The following is an 18,035-nucleotide window of genomic DNA, read 5'->3' on the forward strand; positions in this document are numbered from 1 at the left end:
AAGAAGAAGTGGACCGATCGGAAAACAACTTCGACCGATCCCATTTGTTGCCGATGACGTCAGCGTTGAGACTACTTTGTGTAATCGGGCTGATTGCCTGATCCGGCCGGCACGTCTTGCGCGGACTCGACAGTGATCGATTCCACCTCAGCTGATTGCGGCTGAGAATAGCCGTAGCTCTGCGGCGCTGCGTACGTGGGTTCAGCTGAAACTCCGAATCCACCGTACGAGTTGGTCGTGTCACAACCAGTGTCGCACGAGTTCGAGTCACAGCAGCCAGGTGCACAACCGCCGCCGCATGGGGCTTTTTCCGCCGACCACGAGTATTCGCACTCGGGGCACTTGTACTTTTTGGTCTTCAGCACGCACACGCGGCGAGTTCGGGCGCCGTTGTTGACACACGAGCTGCATCCGGTGCCATCACACGAATTGCAAGATCCACACTTGTCTTTCTTTTGCCACGGGAATACGACCCGCGGAATGCAAATGACTTTTGATTCGACTTCGAAACACGACTTTTCGACTTCGACTTCTTTTGCGTCAAACTTACAAATATGATCACACGCGGGACAGCGTTTGGAGCAACCGGTTTGATCGAGTAACCCCATCGGCAACCCAGCCGATGCGGGCGTTTGTGTCGCGATCAAAGCGATGACGGCCACCACCGTCGCGGCGGTAGCGCCAAGTAATTTTTTCAATGACATCGATATCTTCCTGACTTACGATTTGATTGTGTGAGAGTCTGTTACGATCGAAGACTGCGGGCATCGGATCCCTAGAAATCGATCATGAAACGCGTGCCAAGAATCGTGTAATCACCATCGATTCCGGTTGCGAGAGGAACGGAGGACAGACCTTGACCACCGTTGTTGACTTCACCCCAAACCAAATTCGTTTGCACTTTGGAGTAGGCAGTCCAGTACCAGTTCAATCCTGCAGTTACAGCGTGGCCTTGTCCACCACGAATATCCGAATCACTTAGGTCGATGTAGTCGTAGCGAAGTGCCATCGCCAACGCTCCCCAGCCCCTGCCGGTGCCACCTGCACATCGGTCAACCAAGAAGAAGTTTTCGAACGGCTTCACGCGATCAATCGTTCCAGTCACGCGATCATATGGAATGTGTTCGCCAGTCAAGAAGTACGATGCGTAGATGTAACCGCCGTGGAAGTGCAGGTCATCGCCGCTGAATCCACCAAGCGGATCTCGCTGGACCCAGGTGTTGATGTATTCGCCGGTGATCTGCAGCGCGCCGATATTTACAATCGATTCCAAACCGAACTGTTCGTAGTTGTCGGCTCCAAGGATGCGGTTGGTGTTGTACCAACGCGAATCGCTGCGAGCCAAAGGTCGGGTCCGGAAACGAGCTTCGTTCGCGTTGTCGTCTGCGTCCAAGGTACCGTTGCCGTCCGTTTGGTTTACCGAACCAGACATCGCCAAGTGCATGTATCCGCGGCCACCGCTGGTTTTGTCGTACCAAGGACTCGACGACAAACGACCATAGACACCGGCTTCGTTGAAGTCGCCGCGGTAGCGTCCGTCGGTATTTATGTTTTCCAAAAGAAACGCACCGTACCGCCAGTGGAACAATTCATCGTCGGTATACCCGTACATACAGGCACCCAATCGACGAGCGTCTTCATTGAACGTTTCTACCGCCAACGGACGTTCAGCGAACACATTGTGACGGCTACTGTTGAGGTGGTCCAAACCGATCGGTCGTTTTTGATTACCGATCAACAGAGTTTGATTGTTCGGTAGATTGTTGAACCCTAGATAGACGTCCTTCATTTCCGCTTGAGCAGGATTGTTGAAATCCATCTGAATGCGGAACAACATGTTGTTGGGAACGTCGCCAGCTAGTTCCAAACGAATGCGGCGGAAATCCCATCGATTTTCAGGATCGTCGGTTGGGTCACCGGTCTCAAGTTCGTTGATGCCCGCGTCAGAATCGACGAAGTTCCAGTTGTCCAGGTGAACTCGGCCACCGAGCTTGTAGCTGGACTTTTTCTTCTTTGCGTCAGCTTCTTCCTTCAATTTGTCTTGGTACTTGTCCCAAGACTCTTCGATTTCATCAACTCGTCCCAGCAGATCTTCGTAGTCTGCTAGCGGGACGGTTGCTTCTTCTTTCTTGTCGTCTTTAGCAGCGACTTTTTCTTCCTTTGCTTCCTCTGCTCCCTGTGCAGATGCGACAGGCGCCGGCAGGTTGCCTGCGGCCGCAGCGTCTTGCAGCATGTAGGCAGATGTATAGGACACTCGTTCAACTGGTGCCGTGTTCGCAACATCGGGCATCATCAATGCCCTCGCCAGTGCGCTGTCATCAGCAGAGGCCGTCGAGATGCAAAACGACGGAAGAGCGGCAACGACGCCTAGCGTCGCCAAGAGCGCACGACGCGCTCTCGATCGGGATGAAGATATCAAGGGAAACCGTCCGTGGTTTGCGTGAGCTGCGTCCCGAACGGGAACACAACAATAACAGGTTAATGAAGCGGCATCCTGCCAAGCCTCGGTTGTTGCATCGTCGCCGTTGGAGAACCCGAATTATTAAGATTTTACGACTATCGCCCGGACTTGTGCTCCTGGTAAGCAGGACCCCACTAAGCCGTTGGCCTTGCCCGACTCGAACAACCGTTTAAACCGTTGCAATTTATTGCTTGCCGGTACAACGGTGCGACATGCCGAGAAGATGCAACGGTTAGCGTGAGTTTGCACTTCCCATCCACATGACCGTGACGACTACGGAGCTCCTGCCGGTTGTCGCGATCGTGATCGCTAGTCTTTCTTGTTCGCCTTGCGTTTGGCCTCGAGCAAACGTTCGGTGTAGCTCCTTTGCTCGGGTGCGTTGGCTGCATTTTCGGAAGGTGCGACTTTCTGAGGTGCTGCGGTCGGGTCATCCAAATCGACCGACTCGGTGCGACCGGCGGTTGCCTCCGGTTCGAACCGAACACTCGAGCGGCGTTTTTGCAGAGATTCGTCGAGCGACTCTTTGTTTCTCTTTAGCGTATCCAATCTAGCGGTAACGATGGCGTCCTTACCGTCATTCGTGCCGCTGATTTTCTTGATCGCTTTGCCAACCCAATCAAAATTCAGCGACACCCGCCGGACAAATACATCTCCCAAAAACAAACAGCACGCTGCTAATACAAACCAAGGCCAAGCGTCACGAATGCTGCGTGCCAGCGACAAGCCACCACGGAACGAATTGCTGTCGATTAACTCCTCTGACGGTTGCAAATCCAAAGGAGCCGTGACGACTCCTGCCGAGCCCCCACGCGGCGTCGTCGAAGCCAATGACTGAATGAGCGCTTGGTTGCTTTCGCGGACGCGGAACTCTTCGCTGTAGGGGACGGTCACGCCCGTCGTCAGCGGCGCCGCACCAGGACCCGGGATCACGTTGACGAAGTAGCTGCCCGATCCGTCGGCCGCAAATTCACCCAGATATCGGCCGGGCGCCGTTTGCCGCATCCGCAGCGGGATCGGCTTCAAGTCGGGACCCAGAGCCGTCGCGTTCATGTCCAAGAAGTTCAGGAACGCGTCTTCACCCGTCAGCGCGTTGACAACGACTTGAACTTGCCCATCGCGAATTTGAGTCGCGATGGTGAACTTCCCCGTGTCGCCAGTCGGTCGCATCAACCACCGGACCAATTGCGCATAGAACTTGTCGTACTCGCCCCAACCCGTCCAATCCGATGCCCACTTGGTTCCGGCGTCCGTCGTTAACACGGCGGTTCGGCCGAGCCCGTAGGTCCAAACGGCCAGGATCGTCGCGTTCTCGGGGGCGTCCGGTTTGGGCGATTGAATCAAGACCTGCGCCAGCGGACTGTCCTTGGTTTGCGTCAACACGAACCCGGTCACATTCGGTAGCGTCCGATCGATACCATCGAGCATCGGGTGCGGAAAAATCACTTCGGGCAACGCGCCGCCTGGCGGTTCGTACACCAACGGACGTGACACTCGGCGAGCTTCGCGTTGGAAGATTCGTGGCAGGGCGCGACCGTTGGCAACTGCGTAATACTTGCCCCCGGTCGCTTGCGCGATCTGCTGCAGCCGGCGGCTTTCGGTTAAACCGTGCGACGCCACTGCCACCGTGCTAATCGTGATGTTGTTGTCTTTGAAAGACTTGATCGTCGCGGGCGACGGGTCGGTTGGGTCACCGTCCGAGATGATGATGCAGTGCTTGACCGAAGCCGGTGTTCGGGCAAGTCCAGCAACGGCCATTCGCATCGCCGGATCAAATTGCGGCATATCGCCAGGCGTCATCCGGCCCAGCGCCGCGAGCATCGCTTTGCGATTCGAGCCGACTTCGAGCAATCCATTCTTTCCGCCCCACATCCACGAATCACCTCGCATCGTCCAGTGCAACACACCGGCGTAGTCGGACGGCCCGAGCTGTTCGATGGATGCTTTTGCGATCACTTTTTGCCAGTGATTGCCGTCCGCCATTTCTGAGGCGTGCATGATCAAGGCAAGAGCACCGACAGCCTGAATTTTGGTGTTCTTGATTTTGAAATCGACCGGCATCGATTCTTCCAGCTTTGTTCCCACCCAACCGCCCGCTCCGAAAGCTTCGGGACCACCGATCATCAGCAAACCGGCACCAAGTTGCTGAGTATTGCTGACGAGCATCTCGATTTGCTCGTCGGTGAACGACGTGATCTGGTCCGATGTCTCACCGGACACGCGCGGCACGCCAGCCAAGATCACCGCGTCGTAAGCCTGAAGTTCGGCAAGCGAACCAAACAACTCGTCGCTCGCCTGAGTGACGACTTCGATGTTGCCGTCTCGCAGGGCCTGGATCATCAAGTCAAAGTCGCCAATGCGGCTTCGTTCTTGGATCAACAGCACGCGTCCTTTGCCGCGAACGTACGTGTAGGCGGTCGCATTATTGTTCTGAACAAGACCGTCGTCATCTTCGGTTGCCGGCACAAACTCGGCATCATAAATGTAGGCAGCCGGTTGTTCGATTTGGTGACGAAGCGGGAAAACGTTCTTGCCGGAATCCAGCGTGATCGCTTCCTCCAACAACAACGTCTCTTCGCCACCAACACTTTGCTTGACTCGCAAGGTTCCGCGAACAGGTTCGGCGCTGCCATTGTCAGAGTAGTTATTCAGGACAACCCGAGCTTCGAACGGTTGTCCTTTTCGAATGTTGTTGGGCAGGTCAATCTTTTCGACCAACACCTCGTTGGCCGATTCCAAGACGACCGGAACCACATCAATGCCGATCCCCGAATCGGCAACACGCGCGGCCAAGGATCTTGCTTGGCCGACGTTTTCGTTGCCATCCGTGACAATCACCAACCGCCGCGACGTGTCCTCAGGCATCGATGCCTTGGCCAAATTGATGGCGGATTCCAAATTCGTCGCATCCGTGCGTCCTCCCAAACTTTCCAGCCGGCGAAGCTGTGGAATGTTGTCGTCGTACGGCGGGATCTCGATCGCTGCGTCGCGTCCAAAGACCACAATTCCAGCCCGATCCTTGCGTACTTCGTCGCGATGCCGGCGCACGTTGCGGATCACATAGTCCAACATCACTTGGCGTTTCGCCGCAGGAATGCTTTCCGATTGATCCAACAAGTACATCACCGTCACGCGGTCGCTGACCCAAACCATTTGCACACCGGCAATCGCAAATACGATCGCCGTCCAAACGACCGTTCGCAACAGCAACGTTAACGCCCGTCGAACACTACCGAGCACTGCAAGCGACGCAAACCCAACCCACCACAAAAGCGGCAGTGCCAATAGCAACCACAAATAGCCGGGGTGGTCGAAGCCAAGGCGGAAGGGAAGCATTATCGATCACCGTCACTGGAAGAGTTCGGAAGCGGCGTGGCGCCCAAGGCAACGGAATCTCCAATGCCGGGCGGGCCGTACATGACCGCGGCTGCGACCGTGGCTGCCATCCCTAAGATACCCACCACGAGGATCGAAAGGGTGACTGCAATCGCCGGAGCAGCTAAAACGTCTGTTTCGTCCTCGGGCGACATTACGATCATCACGACACTGATCACGTTGTTGACAAAGTGCCCAAGCATCGCTGGAAAAAGCGATCCGCTGCGGTACGACACGATGCCCAGAAAAACGCCCATCGGAAACACCGCGACCACGTGGACCAAATCCATATGAAAGGCGGCGAATAAAAACGAAGCGACAAAGCCCCCGACCAGCGGGCTGAAGGATCGAACTAGCCGCGTTTGGATGTATCCACGGAATAAGATCTCTTCACAAATCGCAGGCGTGGCACCGATCATCAGCGCCAGTGGAACCAGAAACCCGTTCTGTCCATGAATCCGAAAAACGCCCGACATTTCCTTCAGCCCGTCACTTTCCTCCAAGAACAGTCCCACTAAGATCCCCGAGACCAGTCCAACCAACGGAGTTGCCAGTGCTGATCCGATCCAAGCCCATGTCGGCCAAGTGCCGCGGACCAAACCTAATCGCCTGGTCATCGGCTCGGGTGACAGGCGTGCGGCGGCAAGCGGCACGGCCACCAACGCGAACTGCGGCATCACGAACAGCAGCAACAATCCCCAACGAGATTCGAACAACGTAGCCATCGTGGCGGCGGAACCCAAAATCTCGAACGATACTTCGCCATAGACGATCCAAACCGCCGCCAGCGCTAACACCGTGCTGGCGAACAAGAATGCAGCCCCTGATGCTGCGATTACGACGAGCGTCGTCCACCATCGTGGTCGCACAGGCGATCCATCCGGATGATTATCCGGCAATGGATTGACTAAGGTGGCAAGAATGGGCTCTTCGAACTCACCGGCGTGTTCGTCGGTTGCATGATAAGGATTCATAAAACCCAGTGTAAGGTTTCGAGTTGCCTGGCGCGCCGCGGTCGTAAACTGTGCAGCCAGCCTGTTGCTGAACGAATCAACAAAAGGTCCTGCTAAGCAAGTCCCATCGTTTCGGGCTTGCCAAACATGACGTTCATGTTTTGGATCGCCGCACCGCTGGCCCCCTTGGCTAGGTTGTCGATCACACACACCAACACTGCCCGATCACCGCAATCTCGCACCGTCATTTGGACATAGTTTGTACCGGCAACATGCTTCGTGGCGGGCAAGTGATCGACGACATTCACGAACGGGCTGCCCGCGTACTGATCACGCAGACACTGCATCATTTCATCGACCGAGTGACCGTTTTTGCGAACATAGATCGTCGACAGAATGCCACGATCCATGGGGGTCAAGTGAGGCGTGAACAACGTCTGCACCGGAGCACCGGCGATGCGGCTGACCAAGTCGTTGATTTCCGGTCCATGGCGATGGCTGCCAACGGCATAGGCAGCAATCGACTCGTTCGTTTCGCAGTACAGCGTCGCAACCTTTGCGCTGCGACCAGCACCGCTAACGCCACTCTTTGAATCCACAATGATGTCGGTGGTTTCAATCAGTCCCGACTTGACCAGCGGCGAAAGCGGCAAGATCGCGGACGTTGGATAGCAACCGGGGTTGGCGACGACGTCCGCCGTCGCAATCTCATCGGCAAAAAATTCGGGCATCCCGTAGACCGTCTTGCCGACTCGTTCGGGCCAGGGATGCTTGACGCCGTACCATTTTTCATACACCTCAAGCGACGACAAGCGAAAGTCGGCGCTAAAGTCGATCACTCGAACATCATGCTGGACCAACGCGTGGACCGTTTCGGCCGATGCGCCGTGCGGCAGACAACACATCACGACGTCACACTTGCCCGCAATCGTTTTCGCGTCCAAATTCTCGATCGGCACGTCACAACGTCCCGCCAACGACGGGTGAACTTCGGCAAGAGTGTTGCCGTCTTCGGCACGACTGGTTGCGGCAACCACTTCGGCTTCGGGGTGGGCCATCAATAGTCGAGCGACTTCCAGAGCCGTGTATCCGGTTGCGCCGGCGATGCCTACTTTGATTTTTGTCATGGTTTTAAAAAAAGGATTTTCAGGTCAATGTCGTCGAAACCATCACTACAGAATGTCTGGATCCGCCGAACGTTCGTCTGCGGTCAAGTCGTACATGTCGCGAATCAGTTGTTTGTCACAATCTCGCTGCTCAACTTTTCGCCGCGAAAACATTCGCTTTTGGGTGTTGATCATCACGTCGGCAGGCAACAGTGATGTTTGGCCGAACAAGCGTGCGTAGTTCACATAGCTTGGCACATTGGAAGTGACAAACCCGTACATCATGCTGCAAACACCGATCACTTTTCCGGTGAAGATGCTTGTGTTGATCGCAGTCTTGGAATAATCACCGACGAAGCAACCCAGAAACTGCATTCCCGTCGCGGTCTTTCGATCCCCGTAGGTGATGTTGATTTTGCCGTAGGTGTTTTTTAGATCGCTATTGCACGTACCCGCCCCCAGATTGATCCAACTGCCCAGGTAACTGTGCCCCAAGAAACCATGGTGTTGTTTGTTGGTGTACGGCTCGATCACGGACGCTTCGACTTCGCCACCAATCTTTGTCGTGTGCCCCAGCGAAACACCGTCTTTGAGCGCCGAATGCTCGATCACTCGAGTTCCCGCGCCAGCGTGAACGGGCCCCGACAGATAGCAGAACGGACCAACTTTGACATTGTCTTCGAAGATGATGGGGCCCGCGGAGGTGTCGACTGCCGCGTACTGGCCAATCTGAACGCCTTGGCCGACGAACACACCGTCCGATGTTTCAGTGTAACGGCCTAATTCCAGTCGCCGATTCATCGATGTCGCCATCTCTTTCATGTGGCAAGCGATGATATCATGCGGCCAACAGAATGCAGCAAGCTTGTGTTCCAAACGATCAAGTTGACCAGCTTTGGCGAGCAAACGTTCTATCAACGAATAGGTTTCATCAGCGTCGACGGACGCGACGTCCGCTGCGGTCATTCGTGCCGCCAAAATGGATCCGTCTTCGCCATCGACGACGATACCAGACCGACCAAGCTTGACTAATTCGCCGAGTGTTTTTTCTTGCTCGACCGTCGGCATGACTCGCGCATTGACCAACAGAACTCCATCGGCATCGTCGATCGTGTCAGGCACCCGATCGATCCCGTGATCGAGTTGCTGGATGACTTGCAAGTACGGTCGTACCGAACCGGTCAGCTTGCCAGGCAGTCGCTTGAGCCAGTCGACCAAGCAAAATGACGCCGACGTGATGGCGTAGGCGGGACGCGCGATGGCGATGGGACGAAGTTGATCGACGCGATCGTCTTCGAAACAAATGATTTGCATGGCGAACTAACGAAAAAGCTGGCATCGGACAAGCGACAGAGTGTTCCAGCCAGCGATTTCGCATCCGGCTGTATCGGTTGTACAGCTTAACCGTTTCGGCGCAGAAGTCTCTGCCCCCAACCCAGCCGGGCAAGCAGGAGATTGCGGTCACTTGCAATTAGCATCGAGCAAATCCGGCCGTCTTCCTTCCGGCTCTACTCTGCCATTCTCATCTACCAACATGGCCCATTTTCACTTACCACTTGCCACGAAAACAGCGATTTTCGCTGGGCTAGTCCTAGCGATACCGGCCGACAGCCGAGACGCCATTGGCGCTGACGCGCATCCAAGACAATGGGTCGACCAATTGGGTGCGGATTCATTTCACGCTCGCGAATCCGCATCGCAAAGCTTGATCGCCACGATCGTGTCCGGTGACGAAGCCGGTCTCTTGTCCCGCGACGAAGCGACCAACGCTAGCGAGGCGGTACGGAACGGGTTGACGAATCCCGTCACAGAAATTCGCCTGGCTTGCCAAGACATCCTGCGCCGCGCTGACCATATCCAACTTGAACGACAAATCCACCGCCTCAAGAATCTTCGCACGGCGCCCGATCAGATTGACTTGGTCGGTTGGGACTCGTTTTCGTCGTTGATCGGCGATGACCAAATTTCGCGAGACCTATTCGCGGATCTGACCGAGACGTTTTCCAAAGGAATCGGCAATCGCGAGCGACTGTCGACAGCCGTTGGTCAGTGGACTCGGCCCAACTGGGATCCGTACCAAATATCGCCGGACGACGAATTGCGTTGGGCGATGCTGATTTGGATGGATATCGAAGATGCTGGCCGTAAACATCGACCGCTGTCGTCCCGCATCACCATGTCGCTGAGCAATCCGTCGATGGGGCCGAACTGTAATAGCGACCAGCAAACCGGATTGCAGCGACTGATCGGTCGCTGGATCGAATGCCAAAGCAGTGCACCGACGGCTCGAACGCACTTGATCATCGCGATGAGATACGCGTGTGTCGAACAAGCAACTTGGTTGTGCGAACGGACCTTAGCGGATTCGACATCGTCGGCGTCCGCCGAAGTCACCGCAATGCTGACCGCATCAGTTTTAGGGCCAACCCGCATTGCCCCCAAGGACTTAGAAATCCAACTGCGCCGCCGTTTAGCCGATCAACGCACCGCACATGTTTGGCAAACGGTGAATAATCGGGTGACCAAAATCCGCACCCAAGTCCGCGACGTCGCGATCGCACTGCTGCTTCGAGATCGAGGAATTGATCCGCGCGACGTGGGGTTTGCAGAATTGCAGGCCGACCAGCTCTTTGTTTATCGGGATCACAGCCTGGGGTTCGGCGACGAAACTTCCCGCCAAGCGGCTCATGAAATCGCAACCAGTTTGATCAACCCCTGATGGATGACGTGCAGGAGATGCACCAAACAGTCCGACCGCCTGGCCTTCGATCAAGGCTGGCGGAAAAAAAAAGAAGTGAGGGCGCTGGGACTCGAACCCAGGACCATTCGATTAAAAGTCGAATGCTCTAACCAACTGAGCTACGCCCTCGGTAGGCACAAACCGCACGAGTGCGCTTGATACCGAAAAAACAACCCGGAAGTAACTTCGCGGGCATCGCCAACTTGGGCAATCCACGCGAGACACCTCCGGGTGCGTTTCTTTTTTGTCAAACGGAGCGGACAGGATTCGAACCTGCGGAACCAGTTACCCGGTTCACCGAATTAGCAATCCGGCGCTTTCGACCACTCAGCCACCACTCCCAACGAACTGGACATTCAACGTCCGTTTGACTCTCAGATTTCCAGATTGTGCAAGATCCGCGAACTTCACGCAACCCACACTCAAACCGGAAAACGAACTCCTTTTTTTAGAGGCGTCTGGTCACCAAAGGTTCGGGCCATCGGAGGATATGATTAGCGTTATGAAATCCGATCCCCAAGACACTTCTGGTCCGCTGAAAAGTTCTCGTCCATTGCCCCGGTCCGCCAGCACTTCGGGTCGCGAATCCCTGCTGACTCACGTCTCCCACCGCGCGATGGCAACGGATTTCGTGGTCATGCTGCCTGAGCATGCCGCCGATGGCGTCGAAGTCGTGCTCGAGGCACTTGAGATGCTTGATTCAATCGAGGCTTCGCTAACGATCTACAAAGCCAACGGCGAAGTTTCGCGGCTAAACCGCGACGGTGCTTTCAAGCCCGTAAAGATGTCCGGTGCGACATTCCGATTGCTGGAAAAGTCGATTTTGTGGAGCCAGCGAACGTCTGGCGCGTTCGACATCACCGCAGGCCCCCTGGTTGAGGCATGGGGATTCACACGCCGAAACGGCAGCAAACCGACGGCAGAAGAAATCCAGACAGCTCGCGATTTGGTCGGATTTAACAAAATACTGCTGGACCCTCACAACCAAACGGCCCAACTTGCGACTGCTGGAATGACGATCAACCTGGGCGCGATCGGCAAGGGCGACGCCTTGGACCGACTGGCCGCCCATCTGAAAAAGTCTGGCGTCGCCGATTTCTTAATCCATGGCGGAAACAGCAGCCTGATCGCGGCTGGCGACCAGGACCACGACTCTGGCCGAGGCTGGGCCGTCGGGATTGCTCATCCGACGAAACCCAAACGGCGATTATGCGGCCTCTACCTAAAAGACCGAGCACTTGCGACAAGTGGCTCGGGAAAACAGTTTTTTCACCACCAGGGCCGCCGATTTGGACACGTGATCGATCCCCGAACGGGCTATCCGGCCGGCGATCTAGCCTCGTTGACCATTTTGATGGAGTCGGCAGCCGACGCCGACGCGGCGGCGACGGGGTTATTCGTCATGGGCAGCCATGCAATCGGCGAAATCACCGAACCCTGGATCCAGTGCCCGATGATCCTGGCAGCCACCGGCCGACGGCAAGACGAGGTCGACGTGTCCACGGTTGGACAGATTGACTGGATTGACCCGCCCGCGGAAAGCGAATCCGACGGCTAGATCATGCAAGGCTGCGTCGCTGGTTCCGCAGGCGTGGATTGCCGATTCCAGATCGGTCTGGACTTGCCGCCAACCAGATGGCTACAAGCGGATTGACGATGGCCTGCGACTTGCAGCCAGCACCAATCCAACAACTCAAGAGATTCGGTTGACTATGAGCGTTAACTTTTTTGAATGGCTTCGTGACGGAGTCCGCCAATCAGTATTGCTGGGTGTCAGCGATGCGATCGAGGAAATCGGCACTCCGGCCAACTCGGACGAACTGCATCCGAACGTTGCAGCCTTGCTGAAGACCGAACCGACGAAATCGGCGAAACGAGTGCCGGCAAGCACCGCTGGCCGCAAACGACTCGGCAAAACCCTGAAAGACATGAACCCAGCCAAGGCCTAAGCCAGCCGCGGCCGTGTCAAACGTGGCCATGTCAGACGTGGCTCGGGACCTGCAAACGAACGACGGTCGATTCGCCGGGCGCGGACTCGATCTCGAGCTTTGCACCGATAATTTGGGCGCGGCCTCGCATCGACTTGATGCCGAAATGGCCTGACGGAACGGCCTCAGTGTCAAAACCGCAGCCGTCGTCGGCGACGGTGATGACATGATGGCCAGCAAATGATCGACCAACGACTTCAACGCGAGTGGCTTTGCCATGGCGGATCGCGTTCCTAACTGCCTCGATGACGATTCGGTAACAAACCACCGCAACCGGCTCAGTAACTTCGTTCACATCGGCCGACAATTGCCAGTCAACCGTGACGCTCGAATCGCCAAAAAGCCGACCTAGCGTGTCGCGGGCGGCTCGTGCCCAAAGGGTACCGACGAGTTCCGGCGGATACGTCGACGTCAAGATTTGGCGACTGACGGCCATCGCTTGATCAACCAGTTCAGCTAGCTGGTCGATTCGTTTCGCGGATGGCGAATCGGCGGGCGCGTCGATTTCAGCCTTCAGCCGGCCAATGCTTGCTGATGCCGCAAACAGATAAGGCACCAACGCATCGTGGATCTCGCCAGCGATACTTGCTCGGTCCGCCTCGATTATTTCGCTTGCGGTGACAATGCTTGCCGCCGGTTCAGTCGCGTCCGAGTCTTCCAACATCGGCGATTAACCGAACCATCCTTTTTTGTCGAAGCTGGCCAGCGCCTTTTCTTCGCCTTCCTGGATGTCGAACAGCTTGTTCAGCTTCGTAATTTTGAAGACTTCCATCACGTTAGGCGACACTTCGCAAAACTTCAGGTTGACCCCCTGCGCCTTGCAGCCTTTGTTCAGCATGACCAGTTTGGTGATCATTGCTGACGACATGAAGGAAACGCCGCGAAAGTTTAGCAGCAATTTCTTGTGGATCGCCTGAGGCACGACTTCTTGCAGTTCGCGCCCAACTTGTTCGATTCGTTGGCTATCAAGAATCTTGCTATCGGTGAATCCAACAACCAAGATCTCGCTTGCGTTCTGGGTGGTAATGGCGGCCATGGCATGTCTTCCGTTGAATACTTCTGGATCGGGACGGCTCTTCCATCCCGCTCGGGTCGCTACACATTATCACCCGCACACCGGCAAAGCAATTCGCCAGAAAAAATGACTAGCGATCTGATTCATCGAGCTGGTCCAAAAGGTCGTCCAGATCCATCCCGCCCGCCTTAGCGGGAAAGGACCTGGGAAGCGGCTTTTCTGACGATGAAGCCGCCAAACTAGAATCATGTCCCGCCGACTCGGTTGCCGCGTCCGAAGGAATCCCCCCGCCCGAATGGTTCGCTCCGGTCGTTCCGAGTGACCCAATCGAGAACGTTTTTACGCCCGAAGAACGCAACATCCCCTGCAGGATCTGCAGGACAGGTTCGGCAGCGATGAAATTGCTGAGATCAAATCCGTAAATACGTCGTTGGCCTGCCTGCGCCGAAACTCCGCCCGGATCCCCTGCGTGCAGCGCCCGAACGCCAGTGATACCGATCGCCAGTAAATCTGCCATGGTTTCCGCCACCGGCCGCCAAGCCATCACGACCGCGTCACCCGTCAACGACTCGAGCGTCAAGCGGTCGGTCGAATCCGGTGACAGGTCGTCAAGTGCCCCAACCAAAGCCAAATCCATTCCTGGACGACCAATCAACTCACCCACCAACCGCTCGGAGACACGCTTGCCAGCGGCAGTGGGCGGAGCAGCATGCACCATTACGACAGACAAACGAGCAGCCACGAGGCAGGTTCCTAAATTAGTGAGTTGTGTAGAACGCGGTACATGCAGGTGCCCCGTATGCCCAGGTGGCGATCGAAAAGCCCGCCCAGGTGGCGATAGAGGTTACACGAAATGGTCCCGCCGCGCATCCAGAAACCAAAGGGCTAGAAACGCACGCCTAGGACTGTACGACATCGTACAAGTCGAACCACAGGTCTCGCACGTTGGTGGACTTGCTTAGCTGGCGACGCGACAGTTCTGCGCTGACACGGTCAGCAATCTCGTCAGACGAATCGGCTATCAACGATTCGGTAAGTTCCTGGATCAACGAGCGACTGTTACCAGTGCGGTGTAGGGTAGTTGCGCCTGGAAAATCATGGTGACTGGTTGCCAACATGATTTGATTGCGACGCCTTGCCGACCTCAACAAGCCGCACCACGCCCATCGACTTAATTGCTCGGCCCCATCCACAACCAGCAGTCCGCCACTGGCAAGCGAGACTTGAGCTTGCCGCACCCGCCGCGCCGCCGTGTAGCGGTACCGAATCCGCGAAAGAAATGTCATCGACGGCGAGACACACAATTGCAGCGGAGCAACGGCAACTCGCTCTGATTCGAACCGACGCACGACTTCCGCCACCAACGTACTCTTGCCTGTGCCATGCGGACCGACAATCAAGCCACACCTAGATTGCCCTAGTCGATCGACGATCGCATCCAGTTGGGCACGTTCGTCGCCGATGCTAAATCGATAGGGAATCGCACCGGGGCGAACGAACCGAGTACAAAACGGGTTGGACACCGCAGCATCCGCGACGGTCGAAATCACGACCCCAGCATCACCGCAGCATCTTCGTCAGCGCTGTCATTCGCCTTTGAATTCAAGTCACGCTTGCGAGGTGAAACTACCGACAGCGGACCACTCTGATCTTCAACAACAGGCGAGACCAAATTGAACGGCTGTTCCGCCATGATTTTGCGACCATCGCTCAGAAACAACCGCATTCGGATACACCAACGCACCGTGATCAGATGGCCGTGGTAGCTAAGCGGCGAGGCTGGCAGGACACAACGAATCGATTGCTCGTCCGCCAACCCCATGCGACGAATCTGGCTTTCGACAATACGGTAAAAATGATGCACGTGCAGATCTTCGTCGCCCTTACCTTCGGTGTGCCACAGGACGGACACTTCGATACTTTGCAGATCGTCGACCGAAATACGGCGAACTCGCCATTTTGCAACCAACTCTCCACCAGCTTGATAAACCCCATCCTCGCGGCAAAGCGAGATGTTCAGCGCGGGCTGCGTTTCACAGGCAGACCCGGCGGGTGAACGACGACGGGGAAACTTCGGCAGAACGATGGCCACGGACGAGATTCTCCACGAACAACAATTTTCCAGCGGATGGCATTGTGGGTACCCACAAACGAATGCATCACGCCAGCAGGCAACTCAACGGCTAATTGTTGCTCCCAAGGCACCATTGGGTCAACGCGTACTTCGCGTTCTTTACACAGAACTTGACTAAAAGATTCATAGCGATCGACGCGAACATCAGTGCCTTGGCGGTAAAAAGTCTCTTCTTCGCAAGTCAGGTGGACACTCAGGCGTTTCAGCTTCAAACGACCCATCTGCGACACGTACACATCCAGCTTGTCGCCCGGCGTCAGCGGATGGTGGCTGATTTCAACGATTGTAGAGCCGACCCCGGCATTCTGGCGAAGCTGGGCCAGAAAGTACTTGATCGCCCAAACACCGATCACCGCAAAGGGAACCAGCAAAGTTGCAACGATCCAGCGTGGCCGCCCGTACCAAAACCCGGACACAACCACGGCCAACAGCACGAACCAAACGGTGTTCCACAATAGCGCCAATGTCGCTGGACCGATGACGCCCGATTCGGGTGTCTCGGACGACAATCGGTACGTCAGCCGTTCACCGGGACTGTCGTTCATGGAACGAACCCCCGGCACACTGGGCAACTTTGTGCCGCCGTCTGGCGACTGGCCGATCAAGTCGATAGCGCCTTTTTCGAGCGCCTTGGTACGGGTGAAAATATTGCTTCGGCGCTCGCTGCTGGCCCCGAATCGCATCAAGCGAAAGATCAGACCACCGATGCCCGTCAACAGCGACGCCAACGAAAGGATCCCAAAAATCCACGTGCTCAAACTGGTCGAGAACGCTTCGGTTGGCACATTGGCGACACTCATCGGCGCAAACCGATTGATCAACACCAGCGTCAATCCAAAGACGCCGGTTAAGAACAACAGCATGTAAAAGACGGCTTCGCCGGCAACACCGCTCGCGTCGTTACTCAGTCGCCGCTTGCCCCGTTTTTTACTCCAGGGCGTCGGTATCCACGATCGCGGAAAACGGGGCATGCTTTAGAACTTTGGCCTTTAGACCCGTGCCGCTTGGCGACCGGGGCGATAGAAGCCGAGCGACTCGAGAGCGGCATAAACTTCGTCGAGTGTCTTTTCGCCAAAGTTGCTGATCGACAGCAAACGGCGAGGTGTCGCGTTGAGCAAATCGCGAACTGTCAAAATGCCGGTCTCTTCGAGACAATTGGTGGTCCGAACGGACAACTCCATTTCGGCGATGCTTAAATCCAAACGTTCGCTACGCAAACGCGACTCTTCTTCAACGCGGCTCAGCGGAATGCGGGTCATGCCAAACTCCCTTTTGTGATGGATCGACCGATGATACAAACGGGCATGAAAGAACCGCCGCCCTGTGACTTGCGTCCCGCGGCCTGCGTGCTTCCTTGCCTGCGTTTTCCAGATACGCCGAATGTAGAAGATACGCGACAGCGAAGAAAGCCGCCGTGTCACTCAGAAAGCAAAGTTTTTTGCCGCAAGTTTGCTATCAAATCACTACTGACCAGCCGGCGTGACCCACATTGGCTGGAACCGACTGGTCGCCTGGGAAGTGTGGCTAACGGACGCTTGTTCCGCACGCTCCAGTGAGACAACCAAGTCCACCGATTCCGGCATGCGACGTGGCTCGGCGATTGGCTCTGCCGAATCATGTGTGTCGGCTTCAAACAAATCAGTCAGTTCGATTTGCCGCTTATTCTGTAAGCCAGCAGAGCCTTCGCGATTGAACTGATTTGCCTGACCAGACGGTCGAGACGTCACGTAGATTCGGTCACCCGGCTGAAGCTCATAGTTCGTCGACGAGTCACCCGACTGAGCGATCTCTCGGTAACAAATCGGCAGCTTCACGCGGGCCGATTCGGCTGACACCGATTCAGGCGATTCCGACCGGGTCAAATGAATCTCGCAGGTCGACCCAGCACCGGTCAGACCGCCTGCGGCAGAGATGCCGTCGAGCACCGTCGAACGCTCGTCCAACGGAAAGCTGCCCGGCGAATTGACTTCGCCCAATACGTAATATCGGCCGGCGGGCTCGGATCTGTTCGGCATGCCTGATGGCCGATCCGCTGTTTGCTGATTTTCGGACTGCTGCTTTACGACGGGCTCGATCAAGAGATGCCCAGTTGCGATCGCCGACAGCCCCAAACTGCTGCATCCGGTTGACGACAGCGTCACACCAGCCAACAGCCCCACCATCACGAAGCGACGTAGTCCATCAGGACTGAGTGCATTTGAAGGCATCGTCACAAGAATCCACATTGTCGAGAGCCGCGAACCGATCATCCGAACTACCGGATAAT

Annotated in this window: 17 protein-coding genes and 2 tRNA genes; 3 read left to right on the forward strand and 16 right to left on the reverse strand. The window is 56.0% G+C overall.

All coding sequences use genetic code 11. The features are described 5' to 3' along the window. Nucleotides 1-71: 71 nt before the first annotated feature. The 6 genes from Poly59_RS06555 to Poly59_RS06580 all read right to left on the reverse strand — a co-directional run bounded on the left by Poly59_RS06555 (nt 72) and on the right by Poly59_RS06580 (nt 9,206). The gene (locus Poly59_RS06555) at nt 72-704 is read right to left on the reverse strand and encodes a hypothetical protein (RefSeq protein WP_146533332.1); all 633 of its coding nucleotides are present in this window, start codon (nt 702-704) and stop codon (nt 72-74) included. A gap of 71 nt (nt 705-775) precedes the next feature. Further along, complete coding sequence (locus Poly59_RS06560) at nt 776-2,293, reverse strand: OprO/OprP family phosphate-selective porin (RefSeq protein ID WP_146533333.1); 1,518 nt, start codon at nt 2,291-2,293, stop codon at nt 776-778. Between the two features lie 477 nt (nt 2,294-2,770). Next, nucleotides 2,771-5,794 (reverse strand): VWA domain-containing protein, encoded by a 3,024-nt coding sequence (locus Poly59_RS06565; RefSeq protein ID WP_186776063.1) that lies wholly within the window; start codon nt 5,792-5,794, stop codon nt 2,771-2,773. Continuing rightward, a complete protein-coding gene (locus tag Poly59_RS06570) occupies nt 5,794-6,807 on the reverse strand; it encodes a CPBP family intramembrane glutamic endopeptidase (protein WP_146533335.1) in 1,014 nt (337 codons plus the stop codon). Before Poly59_RS06570 ends, Poly59_RS06565 begins: the two co-directional genes overlap by 1 nt. A 92-nt stretch (nt 6,808-6,899) precedes the next feature. Then, nucleotides 6,900-7,913: an N-acetyl-gamma-glutamyl-phosphate reductase gene (argC, locus tag Poly59_RS06575; RefSeq protein WP_146533336.1), complete on the reverse strand. Its 1,014-nt coding sequence runs from the start codon at nt 7,911-7,913 to the stop codon at nt 6,900-6,902. A 45-nt stretch (nt 7,914-7,958) separates the two neighbouring features. Then, on the reverse strand, nt 7,959-9,206 hold the full coding sequence (locus Poly59_RS06580; RefSeq protein WP_146533337.1) for a putative sugar nucleotidyl transferase: 1,248 nt from the start codon (nt 9,204-9,206) through the stop codon (nt 7,959-7,961). 220 nt (nt 9,207-9,426) lie between these two features. Here Poly59_RS06580 and Poly59_RS06585 point away from each other — a divergent pair, with 220 nt between their 5' ends. Continuing rightward, a complete protein-coding gene (locus Poly59_RS06585) occupies nt 9,427-10,611 on the forward strand; it encodes a hypothetical protein (protein ID WP_146533338.1) in 1,185 nt (394 codons plus the stop codon). Nucleotides 10,612-10,687: 76 nt separating this feature from the next. On the opposite strand, the gene Poly59_RS06590 is transcribed toward Poly59_RS06585, so the two are convergent. After that, nucleotides 10,688-10,761: transfer RNA gene (locus Poly59_RS06590), tRNA-Lys, on the reverse strand. A gap of 123 nt (nt 10,762-10,884) precedes the next feature. After that, nucleotides 10,885-10,973, reverse strand: a tRNA-Ser gene (locus Poly59_RS06595). Between the two features lie 161 nt (nt 10,974-11,134). On the opposite strand from Poly59_RS06595, the gene Poly59_RS06600 reads away from it, so the two are divergent. Both Poly59_RS06600 and Poly59_RS06605 read left to right on the forward strand, forming a co-directional pair. Continuing rightward, complete coding sequence (locus tag Poly59_RS06600) at nt 11,135-12,190, forward strand: FAD:protein FMN transferase (protein WP_146533339.1); 1,056 nt, start codon at nt 11,135-11,137, stop codon at nt 12,188-12,190. A 154-nt stretch (nt 12,191-12,344) separates the two neighbouring features. Continuing rightward, nucleotides 12,345-12,581, forward strand: coding sequence for a hypothetical protein (locus Poly59_RS06605; protein WP_146533340.1), 237 nt, complete (start codon nt 12,345-12,347; stop codon nt 12,579-12,581). 31 nt (nt 12,582-12,612) lie between these two features. On the opposite strand, the gene Poly59_RS06610 is transcribed toward Poly59_RS06605, so the two are convergent. The 8 genes from Poly59_RS06610 to Poly59_RS06645 form a co-directional block, all read right to left on the reverse strand. Next, nucleotides 12,613-13,284, reverse strand: coding sequence for a sensor histidine kinase (locus tag Poly59_RS06610; RefSeq protein ID WP_146533341.1), 672 nt, complete (start codon nt 13,282-13,284; stop codon nt 12,613-12,615). Between the two features lie 6 nt (nt 13,285-13,290). Further along, nucleotides 13,291-13,656 carry an STAS domain-containing protein gene (locus tag Poly59_RS06615; protein WP_146533342.1) on the reverse strand — a complete coding sequence of 122 codons (366 nt, stop codon included), beginning with the start codon at nt 13,654-13,656 and terminating at the stop codon, nt 13,291-13,293. Nucleotides 13,657-13,765: 109 nt separating this feature from the next. Beyond that, nucleotides 13,766-14,377 (reverse strand): hypothetical protein, encoded by a 612-nt coding sequence (locus tag Poly59_RS06620; protein ID WP_146533343.1) that lies wholly within the window; start codon nt 14,375-14,377, stop codon nt 13,766-13,768. A 157-nt stretch (nt 14,378-14,534) separates the two neighbouring features. Beyond that, nucleotides 14,535-15,185 carry an ATP-binding protein gene (locus Poly59_RS06625; protein WP_146533344.1) on the reverse strand — a complete coding sequence of 217 codons (651 nt, stop codon included), beginning with the start codon at nt 15,183-15,185 and terminating at the stop codon, nt 14,535-14,537. Beyond that, the gene (locus Poly59_RS06630) at nt 15,182-15,727 is read right to left on the reverse strand and encodes a hypothetical protein (protein WP_146533345.1); all 546 of its coding nucleotides are present in this window, start codon (nt 15,725-15,727) and stop codon (nt 15,182-15,184) included. Before Poly59_RS06630 ends, Poly59_RS06625 begins: the two co-directional genes overlap by 4 nt. Further along, nucleotides 15,652-16,740, reverse strand: coding sequence for a hypothetical protein (locus Poly59_RS06635; RefSeq protein WP_186776064.1), 1,089 nt, complete (start codon nt 16,738-16,740; stop codon nt 15,652-15,654). Before Poly59_RS06635 ends, Poly59_RS06630 begins: the two co-directional genes overlap by 76 nt. Nucleotides 16,741-16,758: 18 nt before the next feature. Continuing rightward, nucleotides 16,759-17,028 carry a DNA-directed RNA polymerase subunit alpha C-terminal domain-containing protein gene (locus tag Poly59_RS06640; RefSeq protein ID WP_146533346.1) on the reverse strand — a complete coding sequence of 90 codons (270 nt, stop codon included), beginning with the start codon at nt 17,026-17,028 and terminating at the stop codon, nt 16,759-16,761. A gap of 204 nt (nt 17,029-17,232) precedes the next feature. Next, nucleotides 17,233-17,976: a polysaccharide biosynthesis/export family protein gene (locus tag Poly59_RS06645; RefSeq protein ID WP_246151445.1), complete on the reverse strand. Its 744-nt coding sequence runs from the start codon at nt 17,974-17,976 to the stop codon at nt 17,233-17,235. Nucleotides 17,977-18,035 lie beyond the last annotated feature (59 nt).

Origin of the sequence: Rubripirellula reticaptiva (assembly GCF_007860175.1) — a bacterium.
Lineage (GTDB): Bacteria > Planctomycetota > Planctomycetia > Pirellulales > Pirellulaceae > Rubripirellula > Rubripirellula reticaptiva.